11 protein-coding genes are annotated in these 11,972 nt (G+C 45.5%); 8 read left to right on the forward strand and 3 right to left on the reverse strand.

Annotation, left to right across the window (positions count from 1 at the left end):
• Nucleotides 1-60: 60 nt before the first annotated feature.
• Together MKHDV_RS06995 and MKHDV_RS07000 are read right to left on the reverse strand one after the other, a co-directional pair.
• Nucleotides 61-498: a GNAT family N-acetyltransferase gene (locus tag MKHDV_RS06995; protein WP_160713663.1), complete on the reverse strand. Its 438-nt coding sequence runs from the start codon at nucleotides 496-498 to the stop codon at nucleotides 61-63.
• A gap of 469 nt (nucleotides 499-967) precedes the next feature.
• Nucleotides 968-1,300, reverse strand: coding sequence for a TraR/DksA family transcriptional regulator (locus MKHDV_RS07000; RefSeq protein WP_160713665.1), 333 nt, complete (start codon nucleotides 1,298-1,300; stop codon nucleotides 968-970).
• Between the two features lie 193 nt (nucleotides 1,301-1,493).
• Here MKHDV_RS07000 and MKHDV_RS07005 point away from each other — a divergent pair, with 193 nt between their 5' ends.
• Both MKHDV_RS07005 and MKHDV_RS07010 read left to right on the forward strand, forming a co-directional pair.
• On the forward strand, nucleotides 1,494-2,510 hold the full coding sequence (locus MKHDV_RS07005; protein ID WP_160713667.1) for a phosphotransferase family protein: 1,017 nt from the start codon (nucleotides 1,494-1,496) through the stop codon (nucleotides 2,508-2,510).
• On the forward strand, nucleotides 2,495-3,445 hold the full coding sequence (locus MKHDV_RS07010; protein WP_160713668.1) for an ABC transporter ATP-binding protein: 951 nt from the start codon (nucleotides 2,495-2,497) through the stop codon (nucleotides 3,443-3,445). The genes MKHDV_RS07005 and MKHDV_RS07010 overlap by 16 nt, the downstream gene beginning before the upstream one ends.
• Before the next feature lie 81 nt (nucleotides 3,446-3,526).
• Here the strand turns inward: MKHDV_RS07010 and sfsA are convergent, their stop codons facing one another.
• On the reverse strand, nucleotides 3,527-4,267 hold the full coding sequence (sfsA, locus tag MKHDV_RS07015) for a DNA/RNA nuclease SfsA (RefSeq protein ID WP_160713669.1): 741 nt from the start codon (nucleotides 4,265-4,267) through the stop codon (nucleotides 3,527-3,529).
• A 286-nt stretch (nucleotides 4,268-4,553) separates the two neighbouring features.
• On the opposite strand from sfsA, the gene MKHDV_RS07020 reads away from it, so the two are divergent.
• From MKHDV_RS07020 to MKHDV_RS07045, 6 genes are all read left to right on the forward strand, one after another.
• Nucleotides 4,554-5,726, forward strand: coding sequence for a pyridoxal phosphate-dependent aminotransferase (locus MKHDV_RS07020; RefSeq protein WP_160713670.1), 1,173 nt, complete (start codon nucleotides 4,554-4,556; stop codon nucleotides 5,724-5,726).
• 114 nt (nucleotides 5,727-5,840) lie between these two features.
• A complete protein-coding gene (locus MKHDV_RS07025) occupies nucleotides 5,841-7,193 on the forward strand; it encodes a glucose-6-phosphate isomerase (protein ID WP_160713671.1) in 1,353 nt (450 codons plus the stop codon).
• A gap of 1 nt (nucleotide 7,194) precedes the next feature.
• Complete coding sequence (locus tag MKHDV_RS07030; RefSeq protein ID WP_371416018.1) at nucleotides 7,195-8,628, forward strand: sensor histidine kinase; 1,434 nt, start codon at nucleotides 7,195-7,197, stop codon at nucleotides 8,626-8,628.
• 6 nt (nucleotides 8,629-8,634) lie between these two features.
• Nucleotides 8,635-10,014, forward strand: coding sequence for a sigma-54 dependent transcriptional regulator (locus MKHDV_RS07035; protein WP_160713672.1), 1,380 nt, complete (start codon nucleotides 8,635-8,637; stop codon nucleotides 10,012-10,014).
• Nucleotides 10,015-10,254: 240 nt separating this feature from the next.
• Nucleotides 10,255-10,725 (forward strand): HAD family hydrolase, encoded by a 471-nt coding sequence (locus tag MKHDV_RS07040; RefSeq protein ID WP_160713673.1) that lies wholly within the window; start codon nucleotides 10,255-10,257, stop codon nucleotides 10,723-10,725.
• A 393-nt stretch (nucleotides 10,726-11,118) separates the two neighbouring features.
• Nucleotides 11,119-11,916 carry a C-GCAxxG-C-C family protein gene (locus MKHDV_RS07045; protein WP_160713675.1) on the forward strand — a complete coding sequence of 266 codons (798 nt, stop codon included), beginning with the start codon at nucleotides 11,119-11,121 and terminating at the stop codon, nucleotides 11,914-11,916.
• Nucleotides 11,917-11,972 lie beyond the last annotated feature (56 nt).

An 11,972-nucleotide genomic window follows, 5' to 3' on the forward strand; every position in this document is an offset into this window, starting at 1 on the left:
CAAGTGCCCCAGAGATGCGCAGCAATGTACGGATTTGTAAGCAATCTGGTGGGGTGATAATTACAATTCGAGCTCCATATCAAGAGCTGGGAGATCAAGCAGATCAAGAATCTTCTCTTCCCCAACCACGACAAAACCAAACTTCTCAAAAAACGGTACGGCTTCAGGCGTTGATTCTAGATGAATTCTTTTTGCACCCACCCGTTTTGAAATTTCAACACATTTTTGTATGAGCGAGGAACCGACACCTGTAAAACGGTGCTCTTCCCCCACAACTATATGTGAAAGCTCGGCTGTTTCGCCCTGCAATGTCAGCCTTCCACATCCTAAAAGTTTTCTATTTTTTAAGGCAACCAGCAGTGTACTTTTATCTTCCAGATCATCTTGAATGTAAGAACGGGTTACCCGTCCAACTGGAAACAAATCCACTCGCCGCATTGCCACGGTCGGTTCATACAAGTCAGACTCTTTATCAATTTCTTCAACAGAATAAAGCATATACTACTTCCCCCCGAAAGAGCTTTATGTGTTGTATTCTGACCATAAAATTATCATAAACAAACGTATGATACACACCGGAATCTACAAATTATCACGTCTGAATTCTAATATGCCTATATTGCAACTAAAAGAATCTTCCAGTTACGATTGATCCGTAGAAAAGCCCATGAACAAAGGCTCATCACCAAATAGTAATGTGCAGCAGGGGAAACATGGTAAGGAGGAAAATAATGTATAGGGAAAGATTGCACCAGAACCTGATTAAACAATAAACCGTTCACAGTGCCTACTATTCCACTCATGGAAAAGGAGTATAAACATAATGAAAATATGCTGTAACCATGAACTCGGTTCAAAATGCTTTTGGCTTATGCCACTGGCTACGGTGTCTGTTGTCCCCGCAACAGATAAATAGCCGCGCATCAGAGGGGTCTGATGCGCGGCTATAGTAATTTTTGTGCCTTTTCTATTCTGCGCACTTAACGCACAACGTCGCCCCCGGCATTGCCATTAAGCGAGCATGCGGGATGGGGGCACCACATTCCATGCAGTACCCAAAATCTGGATCATCAATATTGCGCAGTACAAACTCAAGCCCTGCAAGGCGCGATTCCGCTTTTGTCAGAGCTGCTGTATTCACACTGTTATTTACTATATTATCCATACGTGAAAGCCTGCCGATAGAGTCATCCGGCGCAACTGGCTTTGTGACTTCTTTCAACCGGCCAACTTCCATTTTCAAACGGCCAACTTCCTCGTACATTTTCTGCACGAGTGCTTCTTTTTGAATATCTTGCATATCTTTGCTCTAATGTTGGAAATAAATTGCAGAAAGGATGGAATATATAAGCCTAAGTCATAGGGAAAAATTCCGACTTAAGTACACAATGTAACCAACTACTTTTCCATGATAAATGTATTTTTCACGCATGGCCACTTTTTCTGCTATACTTTTACATATCATAACACGTTACAATACAAGAACAATACATATGGATAAAAAGAATACAATTACACGTTACCTGCACGCTTCCGGTTGGCTCGAAGAACTGCAATGCCGAAGCCTATCCGATGTCTCATTCCTTGCAGCGGGTGAGTACAATGAAAACTGGATAGTCAGTGCCGCCTCGCAAGATCAGATATTCAACCAGAAGCATTTTGTCTTCCGCATTAACCATGGAAGTCAGCTTGGGTTGGATAAAGAACAAATCCGATATGAATTTGAAGTACTTTCTGCCCTCAAAAATTCAGCAGTCACCCCAATTCCATATTTTGAAGATGCACAAGCCGGAAACTTTGATCCTGCCTTTGATCATGGTGTGTTGCTCATGGAATATATTTCGGGAACACCGTTGGATTACACGCAGGATTTAGATCATGCGGCTAAAGTCTTTGCAGCTGTGCATACACAACCTGTTCCTGAGCAGAATAATTTTATCCATCAGAAAAACCCTGTTGCGGACATTGTGACAGAATCTCTCGGGCTGCTCGCACGTTTTGAAGATCATCCCAAAATTGATGCACGACGAAAGCTGGAAACATACAGCGAAAGAATTACCAGCCTTGGGGAGGAATACGCATCAGCCTTTGCAGCTGAGCCGCAGCTCATTGTAAATACCGAAGTAAATTCCGGTAACTTCATCATCAATAGAGAACGTAACAGCGCACACCTTGTGGACTGGGAAAAAGCGGTTGTCTCAAGCCGTTATCAAGATCTCGGACATTTTATCGTTCCCACAACCACATTATGGAAAACGGACTTTATAGCAACGCCGGAGCACAGACACCACTTCCTTTCACGGTACAAAGAGTATGCAGGATTACATCAATCGATAGAAGAGCTTGCCATTCTTACCGGAATACTAGAAAAAACAATCATCCTTAGAGGGTTATCGTGGTGCTATATGGCATGGTACGAGTACACTCAACAAGACCGTACTCTTAAAAACAACGATACATTTTCAACAATTGAACGCTATCTGGACAATCTTGAATGGTTTTTACAATAGATTCCCTGTGTAAGAAATATAGCGGAAAAGCAGTGCTTTCCGATGTCTCATTCTCTGTAGATAAAGGAGACATCGTTTCCCTGATTGGCCCTTCAGGCGTGGGGAAAACAACACTGCTGCGCATTCTTGCCGGACTGGAAGAGCAAGACAGCGGTTCAATTTCATTTGAAACACCACCATCCAAGAACAATCCTGTCATCATGGTGTTTCAAGATTATCTGCTGTTCCCAAGCCTCACCGTTTTCGAAAATACGGCGTTTGCTTTAAAAGCACGAAAACTCCCTGCGTCAGAAATCGCAAAACGCGTGAACACCATTCTTGAATTCTTTCATCTTTCAGACAAACGAAAACAGTATCCTGCGCAGCTATCGGCTGGACAAAAGCAACGAGTCGCCATTGCCCGCGCTATGGTGGTAAATCCAGCAGTGCTGCTACTCGACGAACCTTTCGCAAATCTGGATCGAAATCTGAAGCTGGAAACCGCTGAATTTATCCGCGACACGCAAAAAGAGTTCGGCATCACAACAGTTAGTGTGACGCACGACCTTGAAGAAGCCTTTGCCATGTCCGACAAAATCGGCATCATGCTTAACGGAAGACTGGAACAATTCGACACGCCATCTGCACTATACAATTCACCAGAATCCATTGACGTTGCACGTTTTCTAGGACCTGTGAATATTTTGACACCTGAATTGTGTACTCATCTGAACATTCCCGCAGCAACCATCCCCAAAGGACGCGACTACGCCATCATCAGGCCGGAGCAGCTGACCCTGACACAAGGAACAGAGGCACGCATCAACCGTGTGCAATTTGGCGGACACTACATCAAATATTCACTGCAAGTGCAAAATACAGAACTGACAGCCTATGGCTTCACAGCACAATTTGCAGAAGGCGATACCGTTGGGATTCAAGTAAGTCAGCAATAGCAAAGTAGCTAGCTGGCCTTACAGGGATCTCGACAATAAATTTGGTACGTACCGAGCAAACGGTAATGTACCCGAAACTTATTAAAATGCTTTGGGATTAACCGGAAGCAACTCTCCAAGCTCAATCCCAGCTTCCGTAACAGTCGCTCTGTACGGGTATACCTCAACGCCAAGTTCCAACGCCTCATAAAAAAGATCTGCATACGCCGGATCAATCACATCTGCCGGAGCAAAACAATGCCCATCCGGACGTTGAATAAGATAGAAAAATGCTGCGCGCTGCCCTTGCTTCACAAGGTTGATCATATTGTTAAGATGTTTTCGTCCACGCTCTGTGACGGCGTCTGGAAAACAAGCAACTTCGTCTTCAACCATGGTTACGTTTTTACATTCAATCCATAGCGGCGGTAATGAGTCATCCGCTGTCCGCAACACACCGTCCGCACGGCTATCGCCAACCTTTGCTTCACTTTTAAAGAGAGTGTAGCCCTCTGCCCAATGCAATCTACCCGCCTCAAAAGCAGCTTTGAGCATTTTATTCGGCGTCTGAGTATTCACGCCGACCCATTTAACTCCGGATGCCATATTCAAACCAACTGCTTCCTGCGTCCATTTCAATTTTCTATTAGGATTCGCAGCAGGCGAAGCTAAAATTGGGGAACCCTGACGTAACAGCCCCATCATTGAGCCGGTATTATTGGAATGTATCCAGACGGACTCACCATCCACAAGAATTTCTACGCTAAAACGTTTCACGCGGCGAACAAAGGAACCGGCAATGCATCCCTCTGGATATGAAATAAGTGGCTCGTGTGTAGACATAAAATTTCCTAACTATTTATGTTTGATTACCAAAAAAGTTGGTAAGGAAACCGGTTCTAAAAGTTTACATGTGTGTTGTTAACTGGTACTCGGCAGAAAGCTAGAAGGCATCATAATTATTGTTTAAACGCACTGCATTTTAGCGCACGACGTTAACAGCAATTATTGCGGAGGGCTGCACAACAGTAAAATTCTGACTGTGCCCATTATCTGCTTTCGGTATACTTCTGGTTTTTTGATACGCCCACCATGTACGCATAAATTTTATTTTAGAGAGAGGCAACGAATGAAGACTTCAAGCCGTATCGCACAACTAAAACCGTCTGCTACCTTGGCCGTTAACGCAAAAGCTCTTGAGCTCAAAGCACAGGGTAAAGAAATTATTAGCCTAGCTGTTGGGGAACCTGATTTTCCAACGCCAGACTATGTACGTGACGCGTGTAAACGCGCGCTGGACGAAGGTTTTACCAGATATGGTGCTGTACCGGGGCTTCCTGAACTTCGTACTGCTGTAGCTAACTACTTCAACGTTATGTATGGCACGTCCGCACGTGCTGAACACACCATGATCACAAACGGTGGCAAGCAGGCGCTCTTCAACCTGTTCCAGAGTCTCATCAACCCTGGCGATGAAGTCATCATCCCAGCACCATACTGGGTAAGCTATCCGCCAATGGTACAACTCGCTGAAGGCGTACCTGTAGCGGTTGCAGCCTCTGCTGAAGCAGGATTTAAAGTTACCGTTGAACAGCTCGAAGCTGCACGTACTGAAAAAACAGCTGTGCTACTGCTTAACTCTCCATCCAACCCGACTGGCGCTGCGTACTCCCGAGATGAAATTAACGCCGTCGCGGAATGGGCTATCAGTCATAACATCTTTATTATTTCCGACGAAATTTACGATCAACTCGTATATGCACCAGCAGAGCACGCTTCACTTGCTCCATGGTGGGAAAAATTCCCAGAACAGGTCTGTATCGTAAACGGTCTGGCAAAAAGCTTTGCCATGACAGGTTGGCGCATCGGCTACGTTCTTGCGCATGTTGATCTCATCAAAGCAATGAGCAAGATTCAAGGTCAGTCCACATCAAACGTCTGCTCTTTCGCACAAAAAGGTGCTGTTGCAGCGCTTACTGGCGGCTTTGAAATCGTTGAATCCATGCGAGCCTCTTTCCGCAACCGCCGTGACCTTGCCATGAGCATTATCGGAAAATGGCCTAATGTTGTATGTCCTGTGCCACAGGGTGCGTTCTACCTTTTCCCAGATGTCCATCGTTTATACAACGAAACATACCCAGACTCTGCTGCAATGTGCACATACCTGCTTGAAGAGGCAGGCGTTGCGTTGGTTCCGGGTGCTGCATTCGGTGATGACAACTGCATTCGCATTTCATACGCAGTGGACGAAAAAACACTCGAAGAATCTTTGCATAAAATTGCTCGTATCCTTTTTAGATAAGAGAAATATAATATTGGGCTTTACACTTTTTCCCTACGCTTCATCAGACGAACCTCTGCCCTTTTTTATACTCGGGCGGCTCTACTTTTATACAAAGAAGCGGGGTAATACTTTATGACAATAAATACACTTGATTGGACAGGAGCATGGAACGGACGCCTTTCCGAAAAAGACGAGCAGCGTCATGCTGCCCGCTGTGAAAAGCTCGCCACGCACCTATATGAAGAAATTGACGGTGACAGACTGCCGTTTATCAACTTGCCCTATCGAGAAGAACTTGAGAAAAATCTCATAGAACACTCTCCGTGGCTGCAATCTTTTGACCATATGCTGCTTTTGGGCATTGGTGGCAGCGCATTAGGAACAAGAGCACTCCAGCGTGCATTTTTTCCTGAACAGGATATGCCGAATCATACCGGCAAACGCCTGTGGATTTCAGATAACGTTGATGCCGGAACAACAGAAGAATGGCTGACACGTTTACCTGCAGAAAAAACAGTCGTTATTGTTATTTCTAAATCCGGTGGAACCATTGAGACCATTGCACAGTACTTTGTTGTGCGTGAATGGCTTAAGGAGCACCTTGGCGACGCATGGACTGATCACATTATGCTCATTACAGATGCCCACAACGGTTATCTGCGAGATGAAGTGAACAGACTTGGCGTGCGTTCTATGCCTGTGCCAGAGAACCTTGGCGGTCGCTACTCCGTGCTCAGCGCGGTTGGACTTGTTCCGGCAGCGTTCCTTGGTATTGACTGGAAAGCTTTGCTTGATGGTGCTATGTCAGTTGGTGACAGCCTATGTAAACATGGATGCGGTGAGCGCACTATGTTGACCCACCCTGCATGGAAAATTGCATCGTGGGCAAAAACACTTATGGAAGAAGATTACAACATTCTGTTGTTCTTTACCTATATTCCTAAGTGGGCTTCCTTTGGTGACTGGTTTGCACAACTCTGGGCTGAAAGTCTTGGCAAAGATGGAAAAGGTTCTACACCGCTTCCTGCCAAAGGCGTTACAGACCAACATTCAACGCAGCAGCTCTACCTTGGTGGACCACGCGACAAAGGTTGTTTGTACCTCACTTGTCCAAATCAGCCGGAAGGCATTACCTTTGCCAAAGATCTGCCTGAACGATGGGACTACCTTCGCGGTGAAAAGTTTGGCACCTTACTGCAGGCAGAAACTCTTGGTTCCCGCGTGGCTCTCGGTCAAACCGAGACACCACTTGTAGAAATTAGAGTGGGTGAAGCAACAGAAACTGAAGCCGGACGCCTTATTGCACTGTTGGAAATTGCCACAGTACTTACAGGCTGGCTGCTTGAAATAAATCCGCTTAACCAGCCGCATGTCGAACTCGGCAAGCGATTGGCTAATGCACGGCTCGGTGCCACTGGCTACGATGAAGAAAGCAAACAGCTTGAACACTTCTTAGGCAGGGAGCCCGACATTCAGGAGTTCTAGTTTGATTTTAAGGTTCTTCAAGGACGAAAAGCCATTCGGTTTTGTACGAGTCCTCTCATGGGCAATGCTCATAGTTATCATTATCTCAAGCCTGCTCATGTCCACATTTATTGCGGATCAAGCTCGGAAGACCTTAATTGAAAAACAGAAAAACTTTGCACTATTACTGGCGGAAAATCTGAACCATCAGATTTTCCGTCGTTTTACGCTTCCTACCATCATCGGTTACGGGCGCATTGCGCTGCGTAACCCGACCCAATATCAACGCCTTGAGCAGGTAGTTCAAAACACCATTCACGGCCTGCATGTTAAGGGTCTGCGCATTTACGACAACAAGCAGATCACTTCATACTCCACCAACAAAGATGATCTCGGTAAAACAAGTATTGCCGGAATTGCTGCGCAAAAAGCTGTAGAACAGAACACCTACACTTTTGAAATCGAATCAAAAATTTCTCCGATAAAAGCACTATTCTTGCCCAACCTTCCAGATGACACCTTTACGTTGCGTACAACCTATCCGTTACGCCTTGAAGGAAAACTCGGGGAGGAGCCTAAAGAATTGCCTATCATGGGCGTACTGGAAATTACGCAGGATATTACGCAGGACTACATGAGTGTACTCAGCTTCCAGCGTCTTATCTTTATATCTATTTTCTGCTCGTCCATGTTCATGTTCATGATTCTTGTGTTCATCATCAAGCGGGCAGAACGTGTCCTGACAAACCGCCTTGAAGAAAAAGAAAAGCTTGAACACGACCTGCATCAGAACGAAAAACTGGCAGGCATGGGACGAATGGTTTCATCGATTGCACATGAAATCCGCAACCCGCTTGGCATTATCTCTTCCAGCGCGGAAATGATGATCAAACGTGACAGTACAGACGACTTCACCAAAAAAATGCTTACGGTCATTTTTGAAGAATCAAAACGGCTTGCCCAGACCGTTACAGACTTCCTCGACTACGCAAAGCCTAAGCCGACTCGCCATGACAAGGTAGATCTTGCGCTTATCATCAATCAGGCGCTTGGCTTCCTTGAAAATGAGCTCGAATCCAAAGGCATCACCGTCGCACGGGATTATAATTTAAAATTCTTTATAGAGGGTGATAGCGACTTGCTCTATCGTGCTGTATACAATGTTGTTTCTAACGGCATTCAAGCGATCGAAGGCGATGGGGAAATTCGAATCTGTGGTACTCATGGAAAAACTGCAATATTACAATTCCATGATTCCGGCAGCGGATTTGATGAAGCGCATTTAAGCAAGATGCTCGACCCGTTCTTTACTACACGAGACAACGGAACCGGACTTGGTCTGCCTATCGTAAACAGCATTGTTAAAAGCCATCACGGCACACTGACACTAGGCAAATCTCCCCTTGGCGGCGCACTCGTTACTATGGAATTTCCACTGAAAACACCGGGCAGGTAATCAGATATGAAAAAGAAAAAGCACTTACTCGTTATTGATGACGAAAAAAACTATCTGCTTGTTCTCGAAGCACTTCTCACGGACACTGGATACAAAGTTACAGCACTGAATGATCCAGAAACAGCACTCACATTCCTTGAAGAATCTGATGTTGATGTTGTTCTCACCGATATGAAGATGCCAAAAATTTCCGGCGCAGAAGTTCTTGAACACGTACGCAAAAACTATCCCGGCCTTCCGGTTCTTATTATGACCGCCTTTGGCACCATCCAAAGCGCTGTTGAAGTTATGCGTACCGGTGCGTTCGATTATATCGCCAAGCCGTTTTCAAATGATGAACTACTGCTTTCTGTGCAGAATGCCGTTGAGCTTTCTCAGGCACGCCAGAATTACCAGTTGCTCACAGAAAATTTTCAGACCCGATACGGTCGCAACAACATCATCGGTAAGAGCAGCGCCATTCGCTCTGTTCTTTCCCTCGTTGACCGCGCAGCCCCAAGCAAATCCACAGTTCTCATCTCTGGTGAGTCCGGTACAGGTAAAGAGCTTGTCGCTCGCGCTATTCACTTTTCGTCACCACGTAAGAGCGCACCGTTTATCAGCGTAAACTGCATGGCGCTCAACCCCAGCCTGCTGGAAAGCGAACTTTTCGGGCACGAAAAAGGCTCCTTCACTGGTGCAATCGCTTTAAAACGAGGCCGCTTTGAGCTTGCTGACACAGGAACCCTGTTCCTTGATGAAATAGGTGAACTCTCTCACGACATGCAGGTTAAGCTCTTGCGTGTTTTGCAGGAACGCCGTGTTGAACGCGTGGGTGGTACAGAAGAAATTGAAGTGGATATCCGTATCGTTGCCGCGACAAACAAAGATCTTCTGGAAGAAGTAAAAAAAGGCAACTTCCGCGAAGATCTTTACTACCGCCTCAATGTTGTTCACATGCAGATCCCGCCTTTACGTGAACGTCGCGAGGACATCCCGCTTCTGGTAGCTCACTTTATTGAAAAAATTTCAGAGCAGCAGGAAGTAACAGAGCGAACCTTCACCGTTGAGGCTCTCGACTATCTTTCCGGCTACGAATGGCCGGGAAACATTCGTCAGTTAGAGAACGTCATTGAACGTTGCCTCGTTCTTGGTACCGGCACTGATATCAGTGTTGATGACCTGCCTCCAGAAGTACGCGATGAAGAAAGCCAATTAAAAAGTGCGGTAGACTTGTTACCTGTCCAGCTCGATCTCAGTGACACACTGGAAAAAATTGAAGCTGCTCTTATCCGCAGAGCGTTAGCTCGCGGAAACTTCGTACAGGTAAAGGCTGCTGAATCTCTTGGTATTTCAAAAAGCCTGCTGCAATACAAACTTAAAAAATACAATATCACTGGGCACTAGTACTTTTTAGACTATACTGTGTTGTGCTTTACGAACGTTGTACGTGTTGTGTTTACCAAGTATTTTTGCTGGTGATCATCGCACGGGGCAACATGTTACGACGACTAAGCCGAGCCTAGCTCCGCTTTCATCATTACGCTCAAAAGTAGCTTAGTTTCACTTCCTGTTCGTGATGTATGCACAACAACATAACCTAATCGTATAATTTGATCTGCATGGTTTGAAAAACTTGGAGCCCCTATGCTGAAAGTTGCAATCCCCGGTTTTGCACCGATGGAATTTGATCATCTTGTTTTAGATTTTAACGGCACCATTGCCTTTGACGGCAATATTATTGACGGTGTCGAACCTGCAATCGCAATGCTTTCTCAGCTTCTTACAGTACATATCGTTTCCGCTGATACGAACCAGAATGTCGTACGCGAAGTAGCGCACCTCCCCGTAACAACACGCGTTGTAAACAGTGCCTACCAGCAACAGGAAAAATTGGAATATATTGAAAAACTCGGTCCAGAAACCGTATGTGCCATTGGCAATGGTAATGTCGACACCGACATGCTGAAAAGGGCTGAACTCGGCATAGCCATTTTAGGACCTGAAGGGCTCAGCCCCAAAGCATTAGCTGTAGCAGATGTACTCATGCCTGATATCGTCAACGCTCTTGAGTCTCTTGTAAACTCATCGCGACTCAAAGCTACACTACGCAACTAAGCCTGTAGCCAAATAGTACCATTTCTAACCCCCGTGTGTTTCTAAAACACACGGGGGTTTTTTGTTAGAAAAAGAGCAGAGAACAACGAACGATCAACAACGAATCATGGAAAAAACAGTTTCTTATCAGTACCCATTGTTCTTTATACCCATTGATCTGGGTAACAACAAATTCGACCTATTTTCCAATTACAATTGTTCCAATGTGCAACCTTGAGTTACGTGTCCCCCTGCAAACTGTTAACAGCAGTTTGCAGCAAAAAATACTCACAACATCACAGAATCATGATAATTCAGTGCCTTGTGAAATTTATCTCAATAGGCATGCATTTTGTATTATTTGTAGTGCTCTAGAAAATAGGTTCTGAGTTATCTTGAGGAGGATACAAAAGTATGTCTACAATTTCACGTCGTCAGATGATAGCAGGTGTTGGGGGAGTAATCGTGGGTGGCGCAGTTGCCACAGCTCTTCCTGCAATGGCAGCTCCGTCTAACTTTGCAGCTACAGCAGAGTGGATTCCACATAAAGTCGATCCTGCAATCGGCGAACGCTTCGGTTACGACGGGTACTACAATAAAGGCTACGGCTGCTGTTACGGCGCATTCTACGCTATCGTAGGCCAGATGGCTGAACAGCACGGCGCTCCATATAAAGATTTCCCATTCCATATGATGGAAGTTGGTAAATCCGGTATTTCAAACTGGGCAACCATCTGTGGCGCCCTACTCGGCGCAGCTTCCGCATTTGCGCTGTTCTACGGTCGTAAAGAACGTAAAGCCATGGTTGATGAATTGTTCCGTTGGTACGAACAAACTGCTTTCCCTATCTACAAGCCTACGAGCGATATTTATGTAGATAAAGAAATCCCGACAAGTGTAAGTAACTCTGTTCTCTGTCACGTGTCTGTTTCACGTTGGTCTTACACTACCGGCATTCCAGCTAAGTCAAAAGTTCGCTCCGAACGTTGCGGTCGCCTTACTGGTGACGTTGCTAAAAAAGCTATTGAAATTCTGAACGCAAAAATCGACGGAAAATTTGAAGGTCTTTACGGCAAACAAGAATCCGTTGAATACTGTGAAACCTGTCACGGTAAAGGCAAAGAATCCCCAATTGCCAAAGGCAAGCAGGACTGTACTCCTTGTCACTCCGGTTCAGAAGCCACCGAAAATAAATTTAAAGATCACCCATAGCGCTTTCTTCCAGTGGCAGCTGGAAAACGCATACTCGCACCTCATAAATCAGGGCA

Origin of the sequence: Halodesulfovibrio sp. MK-HDV (assembly GCF_009914765.1) — a bacterium.
Lineage (GTDB): Bacteria > Desulfobacterota > Desulfovibrionia > Desulfovibrionales > Desulfovibrionaceae > Halodesulfovibrio.

Coding starts and splice junctions, on each gene's coding strand:
- MKHDV_RS06995 (WP_160713663.1), bottom strand. CDS start 498: ATGCTTTATTCTGTTGAAGAAATTGATAAAGAGTCTGACTTGTATGAA.
- MKHDV_RS07000 (WP_160713665.1), bottom strand. CDS start 1,300: ATGCAAGATATTCAAAAAGAAGCACTCGTGCAGAAAATGTACGAGGAA.
- MKHDV_RS07005 (WP_160713667.1), top strand. CDS start 1,494: ATGGATAAAAAGAATACAATTACACGTTACCTGCACGCTTCCGGTTGG.
- MKHDV_RS07010 (WP_160713668.1), top strand. CDS start 2,495: ATGGTTTTTACAATAGATTCCCTGTGTAAGAAATATAGCGGAAAAGCA.
- sfsA (WP_160713669.1), bottom strand. CDS start 4,267: ATGTCTACACACGAGCCACTTATTTCATATCCAGAGGGATGCATTGCC.
- MKHDV_RS07020 (WP_160713670.1), top strand. CDS start 4,554: ATGAAGACTTCAAGCCGTATCGCACAACTAAAACCGTCTGCTACCTTG.
- MKHDV_RS07025 (WP_160713671.1), top strand. CDS start 5,841: ATGACAATAAATACACTTGATTGGACAGGAGCATGGAACGGACGCCTT.
- MKHDV_RS07035 (WP_160713672.1), top strand. CDS start 8,635: ATGAAAAAGAAAAAGCACTTACTCGTTATTGATGACGAAAAAAACTAT.
- MKHDV_RS07040 (WP_160713673.1), top strand. CDS start 10,255: ATGCTGAAAGTTGCAATCCCCGGTTTTGCACCGATGGAATTTGATCAT.
- MKHDV_RS07045 (WP_160713675.1), top strand. CDS start 11,119: ATGTCTACAATTTCACGTCGTCAGATGATAGCAGGTGTTGGGGGAGTA.